The organism is Spirillospora sp. NPDC052269, from assembly GCF_040679435.1.
Classification (GTDB): domain Bacteria; phylum Actinomycetota; class Actinomycetes; order Streptosporangiales; family Streptosporangiaceae; genus Spirillospora.
In genome coordinates, this window is the sequence record NZ_JBFAUU010000003.1 from 126,898 (window position 1) to 141,533 (window position 14,636).

The 14,636-nt window shown below is 74.2% G+C and carries 15 protein-coding genes; 5 read left to right on the forward strand and 10 right to left on the reverse strand.

From position 1 onward, the window contains the following. Positions 1-190: 190 nt before the first annotated feature. On the reverse strand, positions 191-1,228 hold the full coding sequence (locus AB0L06_RS07115; protein WP_500230012.1) for an efflux RND transporter periplasmic adaptor subunit: 1,038 nt from the start codon (positions 1,226-1,228) through the stop codon (positions 191-193). A 161-nt stretch (positions 1,229-1,389) separates the two neighbouring features. On the opposite strand from AB0L06_RS07115, the gene AB0L06_RS07120 reads away from it, so the two are divergent. Next, complete coding sequence (locus AB0L06_RS07120) at positions 1,390-2,436, forward strand: HAMP domain-containing sensor histidine kinase (RefSeq protein ID WP_500230013.1); 1,047 nt, start codon at positions 1,390-1,392, stop codon at positions 2,434-2,436. Positions 2,437-2,493: 57 nt separating this feature from the next. After that, a complete protein-coding gene (locus tag AB0L06_RS07125) occupies positions 2,494-3,324 on the forward strand; it encodes a hypothetical protein (protein ID WP_500230014.1) in 831 nt (276 codons plus the stop codon). 719 nt (positions 3,325-4,043) lie between these two features. Here the strand turns inward: AB0L06_RS07125 and AB0L06_RS07130 are convergent. Beyond that, on the reverse strand, positions 4,044-4,889 hold the full coding sequence (locus AB0L06_RS07130; protein WP_500230015.1) for a dienelactone hydrolase family protein: 846 nt from the start codon (positions 4,887-4,889) through the stop codon (positions 4,044-4,046). A gap of 98 nt (positions 4,890-4,987) precedes the next feature. On the opposite strand from AB0L06_RS07130, the gene AB0L06_RS07135 reads away from it, so the two are divergent. Next, positions 4,988-5,962, forward strand: a complete 975-nt coding sequence (locus tag AB0L06_RS07135) for a GlxA family transcriptional regulator (protein ID WP_500230016.1) — start codon at positions 4,988-4,990, stop codon at positions 5,960-5,962. Here the strand turns inward: AB0L06_RS07135 and AB0L06_RS07140 are convergent. From AB0L06_RS07140 to AB0L06_RS07150, 3 genes are all read right to left on the reverse strand, one after another. Then, positions 5,929-6,240 (reverse strand): hypothetical protein, encoded by a 312-nt coding sequence (locus tag AB0L06_RS07140; RefSeq protein WP_500230017.1) that lies wholly within the window; start codon positions 6,238-6,240, stop codon positions 5,929-5,931. The genes AB0L06_RS07135 and AB0L06_RS07140 overlap by 34 nt on opposite strands. A gap of 838 nt (positions 6,241-7,078) precedes the next feature. Continuing rightward, positions 7,079-7,519: a PPOX class F420-dependent oxidoreductase gene (locus AB0L06_RS07145; protein WP_500230018.1), complete on the reverse strand. Its 441-nt coding sequence runs from the start codon at positions 7,517-7,519 to the stop codon at positions 7,079-7,081. A 134-nt stretch (positions 7,520-7,653) separates the two neighbouring features. Beyond that, a complete protein-coding gene (locus AB0L06_RS07150; protein ID WP_500230019.1) occupies positions 7,654-8,463 on the reverse strand; it encodes an aminotransferase class IV family protein in 810 nt (269 codons plus the stop codon). 138 nt (positions 8,464-8,601) lie between these two features. On the opposite strand from AB0L06_RS07150, the gene AB0L06_RS07155 reads away from it, so the two are divergent. Next, entirely contained in the window at positions 8,602-9,444 is an 843-nt protein-coding gene (locus tag AB0L06_RS07155; protein WP_500230020.1) for a helix-turn-helix domain-containing protein, read from the forward strand. Between the two features lie 33 nt (positions 9,445-9,477). Here the strand turns inward: AB0L06_RS07155 and AB0L06_RS07160 are convergent, their stop codons facing one another. Further along, positions 9,478-10,218, reverse strand: coding sequence for a maleylpyruvate isomerase N-terminal domain-containing protein (locus AB0L06_RS07160; RefSeq protein ID WP_500230021.1), 741 nt, complete (start codon positions 10,216-10,218; stop codon positions 9,478-9,480). 288 nt (positions 10,219-10,506) lie between these two features. Continuing rightward, a complete protein-coding gene (locus AB0L06_RS07165; RefSeq protein WP_500230022.1) occupies positions 10,507-10,953 on the reverse strand; it encodes a plectin in 447 nt (148 codons plus the stop codon). A 154-nt stretch (positions 10,954-11,107) separates the two neighbouring features. On the opposite strand from AB0L06_RS07165, the gene AB0L06_RS07170 reads away from it, so the two are divergent. Further along, positions 11,108-11,692 carry a TetR/AcrR family transcriptional regulator gene (locus AB0L06_RS07170; protein ID WP_500230023.1) on the forward strand — a complete coding sequence of 195 codons (585 nt, stop codon included), beginning with the start codon at positions 11,108-11,110 and terminating at the stop codon, positions 11,690-11,692. 52 nt (positions 11,693-11,744) lie between these two features. Here the strand turns inward: AB0L06_RS07170 and AB0L06_RS07175 are convergent, their stop codons facing one another. From AB0L06_RS07175 to AB0L06_RS07185, 3 genes are read right to left on the reverse strand one after another with little or no spacing between them, the layout of a single operon-like run. After that, positions 11,745-12,446 (reverse strand): LutC/YkgG family protein, encoded by a 702-nt coding sequence (locus AB0L06_RS07175; protein WP_500230024.1) that lies wholly within the window; start codon positions 12,444-12,446, stop codon positions 11,745-11,747. Then, entirely contained in the window at positions 12,443-13,882 is a 1,440-nt protein-coding gene (locus AB0L06_RS07180; RefSeq protein WP_500230025.1) for an LUD domain-containing protein, read from the reverse strand. The genes AB0L06_RS07175 and AB0L06_RS07180 overlap by 4 nt, the downstream gene beginning before the upstream one ends. Beyond that, entirely contained in the window at positions 13,879-14,610 is a 732-nt protein-coding gene (locus AB0L06_RS07185; RefSeq protein ID WP_500230026.1) for a (Fe-S)-binding protein, read from the reverse strand. Before AB0L06_RS07185 ends, AB0L06_RS07180 begins: the two co-directional genes overlap by 4 nt. Positions 14,611-14,636: the final 26 nt, after the last annotated feature.

Genomic DNA, 14,636 nt, shown 5'->3' on the forward strand with positions numbered 1-14,636 from the left:
GGCCCGGCGGCGCAGCGACCGCGTAGAGCAGGCCGTCCGCGACGTTCTCCAGCGCCGTGGTGTGGTCGGCGAGGAAGAACTGCTGGAACACGAAGCCGATCGTGCCCGCCCGCAGCCGGGACAGGTCCCTGTCGCGCGGGGCCGGTCCGGGCGTCGGCGCCGACGGTGGTCGCGGTGGGGTCGTGGGCGGTCATGAGGTGGGTACCACGACCTTCTGACCGGGCACGATGCCCTTGCCTGTGATCTGCACGGTCCCGGCCGTGCCGTCGAAGAGCCCGAGCGTCACCGGCATCAGGTGGTGCGAACCGTCCGCGCCCACCACCTCGATGCCGTGGCCGCCGCCGAGCAGGGCGAGCAGCGCGTTGACCGGAACCATCAGCGCGCCGCTGACGCTCTCGGTGGTGATCGACACCCCGACGGGGGCCTGGTCGAGGTCGCCCGTGGCCTTGGAGTCGCCGGGCGTGACGGTGACGGAGACGGTGGACCGGCCGCCCGGGGCCTTCCTGACGACGGTGCCGACCGACGACACCGAGTCCTTGACGCTCGAGCCGTTGGGCAGCGTGATCATGACCTTCTGGCCCTCCTTCAGCTTGTCCTGCAGGGACGCGTCGACGTCGACGCCGACCTGCCGCCGGGTGGAGCTCGCGGTGAGAATCGCGGCGCCCGGCTGGGCCCGGCCGCCCAGCTTGACCTGGAGGGCGGTGATCCTGATCTCGGCGGCGCCGACGAACACCGCGTCGCCCTTGGCGAGCGTGCCGGTCCGCTTGACGCCGAGGTCGTCCTGGAGGCTCCTGACGGCCGCGGCGGTCGCCGCCGTGTAGGTGTCCGAGCCGGCGGAGAGCCCGCCGTCGACGTCGTACCCGGAGGTGGCCAGGGCGGCGTTGAGCTCTTGGACGTCCAGGCCGGTCATGTCCCGCTTCAGGTCGCGGTACATGGGGGTCCTCCGGCCCTTGAGGAACATGACCGGCCTGCCGTCGACCCGGTAGAGCATCTGGCCCTGCCGGACGCCCTGGCCGAGCCTGGGCAGCCCGGTGATGACGCCGGACGCCTGGTTGACGGCCTGGTAGCTGCCCGCGTAGGCGAGGGTTCCGCTCACCGAGGTGCGGGCGGTCAGCGTTCCCCGGGTCACGGTCGCCATGCCGGTGGTGACGGAGGCCGGAGCCCCGGCCGTGCCGCCGCCGTGTCCGGCCGTGGCGGTGCAGTACCCGGCGCCGCTCGCGGTGATCATGACCACCGGGACGGTCAGAACGATCCGCCGGCGCCGCGCTCGGCGTCTACACCCTCCGGGCTCCGGACGGCGACACCAACGCGCTGGCGTACGGCACGCCCGTCCCCCGCCCGGACGGCTCGCCGCGCTCCACCCCGGGTCCGGGCGACAGCGGCAGCAGCGTGAGCGACGGGGCCAAGGGCCCGGCCCAGGCCGCCGGCATCGCACGGCAGGCCGAGGAGGCGGCCCGCGCGCAGCGCGCCCGAGTCCTCCACTCGCTGCTCGTGCAGTCCGGCACCGCGCTCGGCATCACGACGGTGATCTCACTCGGGGTCGGCTGGGTCGTGGCCGGGAGCGTGCTGCGCAGGCTCCAGCGGGTCACCGCGGCGGCCCGCACCATCTCGGCCGGCAACCTGCACGAACGGCTCGCGCTGGACGGCCCGCAGGACGAGCTGAAGGAACTCGGCGACACCTTCGACGCGCTGCTCGCCCGGCTGGAGGGAACGTTCCTGGCGCAGCGCCGGTTCATCGCGCACGTCTCGCACGAGCTGCGCACCCCCATGACGCGGCAGCGGACCCTCGCGCAGGTCGCACTCGCCGACCCGGGGGCCACGGTGGAGTCGCTGCGCGCCGCGCACGAGCGGGTGCTGGCGGCTGGTGCTCAGCAGGAGCAGCTCGTCCTGGCGCTACTGACACTGGCACGCGGGCAGGCCGGGATCAGCCGCCGCGAACCGTTCGACCTGGCCGGACTCGTCCGGGACGCGGCGCTGAACCGGTCGGACGAAGCGCGGCGACTCGATGTGACCGTCCAGACGGATCTCGCCCCCACTCAGGTCGCGGGCGACGCGCGGCTCGCCGAACGCATGGGCACCGACCTGCTGGACAACGCGCTCCGCCACAACACCTCCGGTGGGCTGGTGGAGATCACGGCGGCCGTCCGGGACGGGGCCGCGATGCTGACCGTCGCCAACACCGGACGGGTGATCCCGGAGGCCGCCGTCGAGCAGCTCTTCGAGCCGTTCGAGCGGCTCGGCGCCGGGCACACCGGCGGCACCGAGGGGCTCGGCCTGGGCCTGTCGATCGTCCAGGCCATCGCCGACGCGCACGACGCCGACGTCCTGGCCCTGCCGCGGCCCGGCGGCGGACTGATCGTCACCGTGACGTTCCCGCCGCCCGGCCTGCCCGTCACGCACGAAGGAACCGGGCTCCACGCCCCCGCCCCCGCCTGACCCGGACGCGCGGACCGCGTTTCGAGATCACTTGCGGGATCGCCCAGGCGGCGTGGCATGCTGTCGGGCGTCGCCGAAGGAAGGGTCTGGCAGGTCGTGTACATCCCCCCGTCCGCGCGTGCGCTCGATGCCGACGAGCTTGAACTCGTCGAGCTGGCGCGCCGGACCATCGACGCCCAGTCCGACTCCGGCACTGGAGGAGAAGGGATCCACACGGTGGGCGCAGCGGTCATGGCCGCCGACTACCGGATGTTCCCGGGCGTGAACCTCTACCACTTCACCGGCGGACCCTGCGCCGAACTCGTGGCCCTGGCGGCGGCGCGCACGCAAGGCGCACGCCAGATGCGCTGCATCGTCGCGGTCGGCGACGGCGGGCGCGGTGTCCTCGGCCCGTGCGGCCGCGACCGGCAGGTCTTCGTCGACTACTACCCCACCATGCGCGTCATCGTGCCCACGCCCGAGGGACTCCGGTCCGTGCTCGCCGCCGACCTGATGCCGCTGGCCCAGCAGTGGACCCCCGACGCGGGCATGGTCGACCTCGACCAGTCGCTCTACCAGGACCCCGACACGACGGGGCCCCAGATCATCCGGTTCAACCCCCGGTACCTCGAGGCCGTGCGCGCCGGCGCCAAGACGAAGACGACCCGCTTCCGGGATCCGGCTCGGCTCGGACCCGCGCGGCTGGTGTTCGAAAGCGACCCCCAGGTCGTCATCCCGGCGGAGGTGACCGAGATCAGGCACTGCCTGGTCGCCGATCTCACCGACCAGGACGCCCGCGCCGAGGCGATGACCGTGGCGGCGGACCTCCGGCAGGCGCTGAAGGGCCACTACCCGGACCTGACGGCGACCGACGAAGTCGACGTCATCACCTTCCACCTCAACAACTGAATCGGTGGCGGCACGACCGAAATCATGAACGAGATAGCCGCCAAACACCTCGGCCTATAACCCTGACCTGCACGGTCCATTCACGTGTGGCATCAACAGTGACTGTCGCGGCTAGGTCGTTGCAGCCCGGCCCGACCGCTTGGCAGCGCGGCAGGCGTCCTGCTTAGCAGGTGACGATACGGCCGCTACGACTCCCGCTGGCCGGCAGACCGTGAGGCTGCCGCCGGTCGGTCCTCAACGGTGACGGTTCCCAGATCGTGGCGGAGCGGGTGAGGTCGCCGGGGAGGATCGTGCGGTCTCCGTAGGCGGTGAGGCGAATGTGTAGGCCGCGGGGGCCTTGAGTGTTGTGGGGGACGCCGATGGTGCGCCGGTGGGGCCGCCGCCGACGCGGCGACCGGGAAGAGTTCGCTGCTCAGGAGGGCGTCCACGCCCAGGTCGCCGTCCTCTTCGGACTCCACCAGACGCGCGCGGACGGCCGGGCCGTCCGGGTGGTGCCCGCGGAGCCACCGGCCCAGCAGGCGGGCGCGCACCAGGAGGTCCAGGCGCTCGTCCCAGTCATCGCCGAGAAGCCCTTCGTCGTCCCCGTCGCACTGCCCGGGATGACCGAGGAACCTCCCGGTCCGATGCACCACCAACGCGCGTCCCTCCTCCTCGTCGACCGTGCGCACCGAGGAGTCTTCCGCACAGGTGTTCGAAGATCTACCGGAACGCCGGTTCCGTCAGCCCTGAGGCCTCCCGCCGTCCTCGGACGGGAGCAGGCGCCCAGTGAGGAAGGCGAGGATCTCGTCCCTGGCCTTCACGGTGGGGTGCCCTTCCTCGTCGACGAAGTGGGCGGTGACGACGCTGTGCGGCGTCCGGACCCTGTCGCGGAAGAACGGCGGCGGGTCGGTGTTCGCGTCGTCCCCGGACAGGACGCGCCCGTCGAACGCGTCGCCGAGGAGCGCCCGGTAGGCGGCGAAGCGCCGCCCCTCGCACCACTTGTCGTTGTCGAAGCGGTACGCAAGGACGGTGATGCCGTCGCGGTCGACGCGCTCGCGGAGCGCGCGGGCGTCCTCGTCGCCGATCTCGAGTCCGGCGGGGTCGTCCAGCGGCAGGGACGGGTGGTTGACGACCGGCGCGATGACCGCTGGCTCGAGGGCCATGGTCAGCGCGAAGTTCCCGGTGAAGCACAGGCCGATCGCGCCGACGCCGGGGCCCCCGCACTCGGCGTGCGCCAGGCGCGCGAGGCCGCGCAGCCAGGACGCGACGGGGCTGGTGCCGCCTCCGGCGAACGCGCGGAACTCGGCGCTCACGCAGGCGCGGCGGACGACCTCCACGCCACCCTCGAATGTGGGGTAGGCGCCGTCCCTGCCGAAGAGGGACGGGACGTAGACGGTGAGCCCCGCGTCCCGGACCCACCGCGCCAGTCGCAGGACGTCGGGGCTGATGCCGGGCATCTCCGGCATGACGACGACGGCCGGCCCGGAGCCCGCGACGTAGACCGTCTTCTCCACTCCGTCCACGTCCACGCGGCGGTGGGAGAAGTCGGTGATCGGGTCGTCGCGGCGTTCGCTGACTGTGCTCATGCCGCCAGCGTGGCCCGGACGACCCGGGCGGGGCGACGGTCCGTATCGCCATGTATCGGGGTAATCTCGCCACCGGGTGTCGGGGTGAGGAGCCGGATGTGAGCGCGCTGCGGGTCGGTGTCCTGGCGTTTCCGGGCTGCTTCGCGTCCGAGGTGTTCGGCGTCCCCGACCTGCTGACGATGGCCGCGCACGTCGCGGGCCCGGACCACGCCGGGTTCGAGGTGTCGGTCGTCTCGCCGCGCCGCCGGGTCGCCGCGTCGGGCGGCGTGACGCTGGGGGTCGTCCCGCCGCGCGAGGTCGACGTCCTGGTCGTCCCCGGGCTCGAGCTCGTCGTGCCCGGCGTGCGGCTGGACGAGCGGCTCGCGTCCCTCACCGCCGAGCTGGAGGTGATCCGCGCGCAGGCCGCCGCGGGCAACGCCGTGGTCTCGATCTGCGTCGGCGCATTCCTGCTCGCGGAGGCCGGGCTGCTCGACGGCCGCCGGGCCACCACCGCGTGGCTGTTCGCCGACGAGCTGGCACGCCGCTGCCCCGGCGCGGACGTCCGTCCCGACCGGCTCGTCGTCACCGACCGGGGGGTGACGACGACGGCGGCCTTCAGCGCCATGTACGACTTCGCGCTCGGGCTGATCCGGCGGCACAGCGGCGCGGGCGTGGCCCGCGCGACCGCGCGCATGGCGCTGCTGGACGACGCGCGCTCGTCCCAGACCCCCTACGTCGACGCCCGGCTCCTGCCCCAGCCGGGGAACGACTTCTCCCGCAGGGTCATGCGGGAGCTCGACCAGAACCTCGCCGCCCGCTACGACCTGGCCGCGCTGGCGGGGGCGTTCAACGTCAGCTCCCGGACGCTGCTGCGCCGCTTCGCCGAGGAGACCGGCCAGAGCCCCCTCACCTACCTGCAGGCCTCGCGCGTCCGCCGCGCCCGCCACCTCCTGGAGACCACGGACCGGACCGTCGCGGGCATCGCCGCCACGGTCGGCTACGGTGACTCCGGGACGTTCGCCGCGCTGTTCGCCCGGCACACCGGGCAGCGCCCCAGGGACTACCGCGCGACGTTCCGGCGGCGCGCCACCTGAGCACCCGCCCGCCTCCACGTGATCATCGTGGGTGATGATGTTGTCGACGGCGAGGCACGGAAGGCGTCCGGAAGGGAACGGGCCATGGAGGCGTCGCGGCGGTCGGTTTCCCAGAGCCCGAGCCCGTCCTCCGGCTCCGTCCACTTGGCCGTGCGGTACTCGGAGTTCTGGACGCCCCCGGTGGGCTTGACCCGCAGGTACGCGGTGCCCCTGAAGCGCTCGAATTCGAGCAGCCGGACGGGCCCGCGCCACCGCAGCAGCGGCCCCGGCCCGCGCATGACCGTCGGGCCCCGAGCTCCGCCTCCAGGGCCGCGCGCACCTCGTGAAAGACCCCGTCGACGGCGAGTAGTGGTGCCACGGAAGGTCCTTCCCGAGGGCACAGCAATATGGATCGCCGTTGACCGGGGCGGGCGCCCTCCGCAGGCTGCGAGCGCTGAGGTGCGATGGCGACCCGCGGTTACCCGGTGGTGAGCACGCCTGGCGGGAAGAGCCGGGTGAGCGTGTCGGCGTGGGCGGGAACGGCGTCGTGTTCGCTGCTGACCTTGTGCGGCGCAACACATGCTGCGGCGGGCGGCATCGTTGAGAGGCAGCGTGCCGTATCGCCTCGGTCGGCTCGTTCGGAAGACGCGGGTTCCAGAGGACTCCGGTCCGCCGGTGGGTGATGGTCTCGGAAAACCCGCCCAGTTCTGGCGCCACACAGACGGGGCCACCGGGGCGCGCCCACAGCGCAACCTCGAGCAGCACGTTGGCCAGGCTTCGCCGCGCGGCTGGCGAGTGCCACCTTCCCCGACGGCCGGCTCCCCGCATCGTCGGGCGGCGCCGGGTCGAGCGGGAACCCGGCGGAAGCCGACGCGATCCTCGACTGCTGCGGCAACCTGCCGCTGGCAATCCGAATCGCCGGCGCCAAGCTCACCGGCCGTCCGGGCTGGTCCCCTCGGGTACTGCGGGAACGGATCGAGGATGAGTCCCGGCGGCTGGCCGAGCTGAGGATCGGGGATTTCAGCGTGCCGGCCAGCGTCGAACTGAGCTTGCATGCTCCTGGCAGGGGTGATCCTGCATTGGCGGCGGGACCACCGAGACCATGAACGAGATGGCCGCTGAGGCCCTGACCGCTCCCTACCTGGTCACCTCGCGGGAGTCGTAACCCTGCAGGTGCGGCGGTCGTCCGGGGGACGGGATGAACTCGCCGATGTTCCAGGTGATGATCCGGCGCGGATGGACGCGGAGCGTTTCCCCGGCGAACGCATCGATCAGCGGCGGGTCGAGCGTCACGATCTCGGCCCGCCCGCGAATCTCGATGCCCCGCCCGGTCTGACCGAGGGGATTGGGCGTTTCGGACTGGTCGTCCACGACAAGTGAAACGCGCGGGTCGGCCTGGACGTTGCGGAACTTCTGGCTCGTGGCCAGCGCCGGGCCACCGATGTCGATGGTCCCGGACGTCTCGTCCAGCCAGAGGGCCACGGGGTGGACCTGTGGTGCTCCGTCCGGCCCGATCGTCGCCAGGCGCCCCAGTGGGTGCCCGGCCAGGTACGCGTACTCCGCATCAGTGAAGACCATGCCTCGAGCATGCAACCTCAACCGCACTTCAGGTCTAGCCCGTGGCGGGCAGTGGACGGTCGTGGCGGGGGCGATACCTCGCCCCCGCCACGAGCCCTCGCCTGGTGCGAGACCTGAGGGCGCTCCGGGGGGCTTCAGGGCGCGACGGGCGGCTCTGTGCGGAAGGCGTCGTGCAGCAGGCCGACGAACTCCCCCGCGTCCGGCAGGGCCACCTCGCCCAGGCGGTTCACCTCGATGCCCGGCGTCCAGGAGTTCATGACCACCGCCCCCGACAGCCCCGCCACATCGTCCGGTGTCACCTCCCGGACGGCCTGCGGGACGCCGAGCGCCTCGAGCCGGCGGCGGACGACGCCCATCATCGTCCCGACCAGCATCGGCGCGTCGGGCCAGATCACGGACGAGCCGTCCCAGAACGCCAGGTTCCAGATCGTCCCCTCGCTGAAGCGGCCCCGGCGGTCCACGAACGCGGCGTCGTCGAAGCCCGCCGCGACGGCCCTGCGCAGCTGGTAGGTCTTCGCAATCTCACCGACGTGCTTGATCGCGGGCAGGTCCCGCTCATGCTCGACCACGGCCAGCGCCAGCGGGCCGTGCGGGCCCTCAGCGGCCGGACCGGTCCGGACCAGCACCTCCAGCCCGCCGCCCTCGGCCGCGAACTCACCGGACGGCGAGAACACGGTCGCCGTCAGCGACAGGTCGTCCGGCCCGGCCCCGACGGCGGCGCGCAGCAGCTCCCGGACCCGCTCGTCCGGGACGGCCCGCCCGAACAGTTCCAGCGACGCCGTCCGGAGCCGGTCCAGGTGGAGGTCGAGGCCGCGGATCAGCCCCCCGCGCACCTGCGTCGCGGTGAAGTGCGCGTACCCCGAGAAGGCCAGCGGCGCCAGCTCCGCCGCGGTCGCGGGACGCCCGCCGAGGTGGGCGACGAATTCGGTGGTGGCAGTGTTCATCAGTACGTCACTCCAGCTCGTTCAGGTCGGACGACACCCACCCTGCCCGCCCGCGCGCCGACCACCCAGCCCTCCACCGTGCCTACGTCCGGCAGTGGCAGGATCACCGCCCGGTCGGCCACACGGATAATGGACGGCATGGAGAACCCGTCCGGCGGCGAGCTCGGCGCCTTCCTGCGCAGCCGCCGCGCCCGCCTGACGCCTCAGGACGTCGCCCTGCCCGACACGGGACGGCACCGGCGCGTCCCCGGCCTGCGCCGCGAGGAACTCGCCCAGCTCGCGGGCGTCTCGGTCGCCTACCTCACCCGCCTGGAACAGGGCCACGGCCCCAACGTGTCGGCCGAGGTCCTGAACTCGCTCGCCCGCGCCCTGCGCCTCAACGAGAACGAGCACGCCCACCTGCGCCGGCTCGCCCGGAACCGCCGGAACGCCGGGGCCGTGCCGTCCCGGCAGCAGGTGCGCGAACCGCTGCGGCAACTGCTCGCCGCCATGGACGCCGTCCCCGCCTACGTCACCGGACGCTTCCTGGACCTGCTCGCCTGGAACCCGATGGCGACGGCCCTCTTCGGCGACTGGGAACTCCTCGCACCGGACGACCGGAACCTCGCCCGCCTGGTCTTCCTCAGCGACGACCACCGGAAGCTGTTCACCGGCTGGGACGCCCTCGCCACGGACACGGTCGGGGCGCTGAGGCTCGACGCGGGCTGCTTCCCCGACCATCCGCGCCTGTCCGCACTGGTCGAGGAGCTGTCCGCCGAGAGCGCGGAGTTCCGCGCCCTGTGGGCCCGGCACGACGTCAAGGAGAACGGCCACGGCACCCGGCGTCTTCACCATCCCGTGGCGGGCGAGCTTCTCCTGGCGTTCGAGTCCTTCCGCCTCGCGGACGACCCCGACCAGTGCCTCACGACCTTCCACGCCCCGCCGGACGCCCCCGACCCCGACGCCCTGCGACGACTCGCACTCCAGACCGCCGCCCGCTGACACCCCGGCACGGCCCGTGACACCGCACGCCTGCTAGAGGGACGAGGCCGCCCGCGACGACTCCGAGGACGGCGCGCCGTCCGGGGACCGGCGGGGCTGACGCGCCCGGCGCCGCGGCTGGGGGCACGCCGCCGACGGCTCCGGCCAGCCCGGACTCCGGCCCGAAGCGCACAGCACCGCCTCCCACGCGTCCCCGCGCTCCGCCTCCGGGACGGACGACAGCGGCAGATGCGGCACGCCCCAGTGCCACGCCGACACCAGAAGCTCCGGATCCTCCGGGCGATAGTCCGCGCCGATCGCGCGCGCCAGATCCCACGCGTGCAGGTGCCATTCCACGCACGCCGCGCCCGCATGGTCGCCGACGGTGTACTTGGTGCCCCGGTAGACCAGGTGCGTGCGGTCCCACATGTCCGGCATCAGGTCGGCGTAGGCGCCCGCCGACACCGTGAACGAGGTGATCCGGCCCTCGCCGCGCTCCGGCGGCAGCACCGCGAGCTCGGCCGCGTTCTGCCGCGCCTGCTGCCGGATCAGGACCGCGGACGCCGCGTCCTGCGCGAACAGCTTCGCCAGGCGGCTGTCCGGCGCGTCCTGCAGGTACTCCAGGTAGCTCTCGGCCACGCACCGCAGGTGCCCGGCCAGGTCCATCACCTGCCACTCGGCGCAGGGGGTCGGAGCCGTCCAGTCGTGCACCCTCGCCGCCAGGTCGCGGATCGCCCGCACCCCGTCCTGATAGCGCTCCAGGACCCGTTCCCGGTCCGGCGGCGTGCGCTCCACCTGCATTCCCCCCGCGTTCGTGAAAGCCCCCCGTGGCTCCGGCGGCCGCCCTCGTCCGCCCCGGTCCGGTCTCTTCTCCCGTCCCGGGCGGAACCCCCGGCGCGCTCCCCGAGAGGGGAGGATTTCAAAGTTCACTCTCCGGTGCCACTCCGCGTCGCTGTGTTGTCGGCTTAGGGCGCGTCAAATGCTCACCTCGACACGCCCCACCGCCCCACCGCGCGACCTCGAAGGACACGTCCGGGCCGGACGCACCGCCCGGCCCGGGATGCCCGCAAGGGAGGACGGGCCTCAGACCACGGCGACGCCCCGGCCGCCGCGGAAGCTCAGCCGGTGGGTCTCACGGGCCGTGCGGAGCCGGTCGGCCTCCTCGGTCCACGGACGGACCGTCCAGCGCGCGCGGGCCTTGCGCTCGGCGATCTCGGCGGCGCGGTGGGCGGTCGCGTCCTGCCCCTCCGAGACGTAGACCTTCGGGCCCATCTCGACCCGCTCGGCGGCCAGGGCGGCCTCCAGTGCGACGGTCAGGGCCTGGTCGAACGCCACGTCCAGCGCCTTCATCTCGCCTGCCGGGCGGCCCTCGGCCTGCGCGGTCCGCAGCGCGGTCTCGGCGGCCGTGGCGTCCGCGAGGCGGTCCTGGTAGGTGCCGGCCAGCCGCCGGTCCTCCTCCATCCGCGCGGCGACGTCCTTGCTGATCCCGCGACCCAGCGGCATGTGGTGCTCCTCGAACCTCGTGCTCATTGCTCAAGCGTCCTTGCGCCGATCTCCGTGACCGGCCAAGGGTCAGCGTACGCTCGGGACACGCCGGTTGTGACTCCGGACACCGGGTTCGGCACCTTTACGCAGTAAGGTGATCTCCGTCATCGCCCGTCCCCGCGGAGCAGGAGGCACCGTCATGGTCCGGCAGCCGAGCATCAACGCGCAGCACCGCCCGCCCCTCACCACCGACCGGATCATCGAGTCCGCGCTGCACATCGTGGACGGCCAGGGCCTGGCCCGGCTCACCATGCGCCGCCTCGGCGACGCGCTGGAGGTCGAGGCCATGGCGATCTACCACCACCTCCCCCGCGGCAAGGAGCAGCTGCTCGACCACCTGGTCGCGCACGTCGGCGCGATGCCCGCCGCCGCGCCCGGCGACCTGGGATGGAGGGAGGGCCTCATGGTCTGGGCACGCGCCTACCGCGCCCGGCTGCTCGACCACGCGGGCGTCCTGCCGCTCCTGGTCACCCACCGCAACCCGGCCGCGCTCGCGGACACGCTCGGCTCGCTACGCGAACACCTGCGGCTCGGCGGCGTCGCCGAACAACCCGCCGCCGTCGCCGCCCACAGCCTCCTCGGCTTCGTCATCGGGCACGTCGCGCTCGAGGTCCGCGACACCCGCGGCGACGTCCGCGCCGAACCCGGCGAGCCGCCCGTGGACTGGGAGGCCCGCTTCGCCGCCGGGCTCGCACTCGTCCTCACCGGGGTCAACCCGGGCTGACGGCCCGCACCCGACGGTCGTCGGCGCGGCCGTCAGTCGTCGGCGCGGGCCATCAGTCGTCGACGACGAGCATCCCCAGCGTGCGCGGCCCGTGCGGCGGCCCGTGCGGCGGCCCGCCCGGGGACGACGCGGACGGCGGGCCGCTGATCCACGTCTGCGGCAGGGCCGGATCCAGCCGGCGCACCGCCTCCGGAACGGCGCCCACGACCTGGTCGGCGTGCACGACGCACAGATGCCGGTCCGGGACGAGCGTCAGGGCCCGGCGCCCCTGCGCGCGGCCGCCGTCGAGCACGACCGTCCCGGTCTGGGCGACCGCGACCGCGCAGCCGGTGACGACGCCGTCCACGCCCGCCAGCGCCGGGACGTCGAGCACGGGCGAGTCCGCCAGCGCGCGCACGCCGTCCAGCTCGGCCAGCCACCCGAACGGCAGGTCGGACGGCACGACGATCCGCCTGGCCTCCCACCCCCACAGCACGGCCGCGACCGCCGTGGCCAGCTCGTCCGCGCCGACGTGCCGGACGGCCACCCCGAGCGCCGCGACCCGCTCGGTGAACAACGCCACCACGTCCGCCCTCGTCGCGGCCTCCGGCCCGGTCAACCGGGTCAGATACCCGCGCGGCACCGGAACGGGCGTCCGGCGCGGCGCGCCGAGCGCCCCCCGCACCCGCCGCAGGACCCCGTCCCGCGCCGTCCTCCGTGCCGGTTCCTCGTCCGGCCCGGCCGCCCGGCGCGGCGCCTCATCCCGCGCGGTCACCCCTTCCTCCGCCGGGCCGCCTCATGGCGCCGCCACCAGGACCGGAAACTCTCCGCGGGCGGGGCGGCCAGGTCGCGCGCCTCGGTCCAGCGGCCGAGCAGGCCGGGCAGGCGCCGGATCCGCCCGCCCCGCGCCACCAGCCGCGCCCACCGCGAGCCGCGTCCGACCGCCGCCTCGAACCGGCGCGCGTCGGCCATCGTCCAGGCGAGGCCGCGCATCACCGCCAGCTCCGGCGTCGGGACTGACCGGTTCCGGCGCGCGTCCACGACCTCGCCGCGCAGATGAACCAGCAGCCCCGGAATGTCGATCTTCACCGGGCAGACCTCCGCGCACGCCCCGCACAGCGTGGACGCGAACGGCAGCGAAGCCGTCCGCGCACGATCGACACCGCGCGCCAGTGGCGTCCAGACCGCGCCGATCGGCCCGGACGGGCCCGTTCCGCCCGGGTCGTAGGGCCGGTCCCCCACCCGCTCGTACACCGGGCACACGGCCGAGCAGGCGCCGCAGCCGATGCAGCGCAGCGCCTCCCTCCCGACCTCGTCGCCGAGGATCCGGGTGCGGCCGTTGTCGACCAGCACGACGTGCACCTCGCTCGGGCCGTCCCCCGGGACCACGCCCGTCCAGGCCGACACCTGCGGGCTGAGCCGGTCCCCGCCCGCCGTGCGCGGGAGGAGCTGCAGCAGGACCTCCATGTCGGCCCAGCTCGGGACGGCCCGGTCCATCCCCGCGACACAGACCAGCGTCTCCGGCAGCGTCAGGCACGCGCGGGCCGCGCCGTCCGCCTCGAGCAGCACCACGGTCCCGCTGTCAGCGACCAGGAAGTCGGCCCCGGTGACGGCGACGCGCGCGGCGCGCACCCGGTCGCGGCCCTCCGGGCCCGCGGCGTCGCGCACGGTGATCCCCCGCTCCGCGAGGGCGCCCGCGAGCCGGACCTCCCGCAGGACGGGCCCGTCCGCGACCGCGACCTCGCCGCCGCCGTCCTCGGCGAGCGAGGCGACGATCCGGCGCGCGGCGGACGCGTTCCGCGCCCAGTGCACCGTGCCGCCCGCGTCCGTGACGGCCCGCTCGAACGCCTCCAGGTGGGTGCCGAGGTCGAGCAGCGCCCGGTCGCGGATCGCCGCCCCCGCCGTCCGTAGCTCCTCCCAGTCGGACGGCTCGCCGGTCGCCGCGGCCAGCCGGTCCCGCGCGGTCCCGACGGACTCGGCTAGGTCATGCCGCGCCCCGGCGTCCGCCAGCGCCTCGCGCGCGGCCTCCGCGAACCTCGGCAGGACGGGTTTCCCGTCCTGCCCGCGCCTCCGGGCCGTGCTCCCCTGCTGCCCGCCCACGAGCCTCAGCAGCGTCCCGAGCCCGAACCCGCCGGACACATCCGAACCTCGTTCGGGAGGGGCGGGATGGTCGGGGGCCTCCGCTTCGCCCTCCCCCTCGCGGAGGCTCATGCGTCCTCCCCCGTGGACGCCAGGATCTCGGCGAGGTGCGCCACCCGGACACCCGCCCGCAGCCGGGACAGCGCGCCGCCAATGTGCGCGAGGCAGGCGTTGTCCAGCGCGCACAGCACGTCGGCGCCCGTGTCCCGGACGTGCCGGACCTTGTCGGCGACCATCGCGACCGACACGTCCGCGTTCTTCACCGCGAACGCGCCGCCGAACCCGCAGCACTCCCCCGCCGCGGGCAGTTCGACCAGCTCCAGCCCCTTCACCGCGCGCAGCAGCCGCGTCGGGCGGTCGCCCACGCCCAGCGCGCGCGACGCGTGACAGGTCGGCTGGTAGGCCACACGGTGCGGAAACGCCGCGCCGACGTCGGTCACGCCCAGGACGTCCACCAGGAACTCGGTCAGCTCGTACACCTCGAGCCCGGCGGCGTCGCGCTCCAGCTCCGGGTCGCGGGCGGCCCGCGCCATGCTCCGATAGGACGACCGGACCGCCGCCGCGCACGACGCCGACGGCGTCACGACCGTCCCCGCCCCGGCGAACACCCCGGTGAACCGCCGCGCGAGCCCGGCCGCCTCCCGCCGGTAGCCGGTCGTCCAGTGCAGCTGCCCGCAGCAGGTCTGCCCCGCCGGGAACACCACCTCGTGCCCGAGCCGCTCCAGCAGGGACGTGACCGCGCGGCCCGTCCCGGGGAACATCGCGTCGTCGACGCAGGCGACGAACAGCGCAACGCGCATCCGGGCCTCACCTCCCCTGGGTCGGG

Bases quoted from the DNA above. Each gene is read 5' to 3' on its own strand.
- AB0L06_RS07115 (WP_500230012.1), bottom strand. From the start codon at position 1,228: ATGATCACCGCGAGCGGCGCCGGGTACTGCACCGCCACGGCCGGACAC.
- AB0L06_RS07125 (WP_500230014.1), top strand. From the start codon at position 2,494: ATGCTGTCGGGCGTCGCCGAAGGAAGGGTCTGGCAGGTCGTGTACATC.
- AB0L06_RS07185 (WP_500230026.1), bottom strand. From the start codon at position 14,610: ATGCGCGTTGCGCTGTTCGTCGCCTGCGTCGACGACGCGATGTTCCCC.
- AB0L06_RS07165 (WP_500230022.1), bottom strand. From the start codon at position 10,953: ATGAGCACGAGGTTCGAGGAGCACCACATGCCGCTGGGTCGCGGGATC.
- AB0L06_RS07180 (WP_500230025.1), bottom strand. From the start codon at position 13,882: ATGAGCCTCCGCGAGGGGGAGGGCGAAGCGGAGGCCCCCGACCATCCC.
- AB0L06_RS07130 (WP_500230015.1), bottom strand. From the start codon at position 4,889: ATGAGCACAGTCAGCGAACGCCGCGACGACCCGATCACCGACTTCTCC.
- AB0L06_RS07170 (WP_500230023.1), top strand. From the start codon at position 11,108: ATGGTCCGGCAGCCGAGCATCAACGCGCAGCACCGCCCGCCCCTCACC.
- AB0L06_RS07145 (WP_500230018.1), bottom strand. From the start codon at position 7,519: ATGGTCTTCACTGATGCGGAGTACGCGTACCTGGCCGGGCACCCACTG.
- AB0L06_RS07140 (WP_500230017.1), bottom strand. From the start codon at position 6,240: ATGCGCGGGCCGGGGCCGCTGCTGCGGTGGCGCGGGCCCGTCCGGCTG.
- AB0L06_RS07155 (WP_500230020.1), top strand. From the start codon at position 8,602: ATGGAGAACCCGTCCGGCGGCGAGCTCGGCGCCTTCCTGCGCAGCCGC.
- AB0L06_RS07150 (WP_500230019.1), bottom strand. From the start codon at position 8,463: ATGAACACTGCCACCACCGAATTCGTCGCCCACCTCGGCGGGCGTCCC.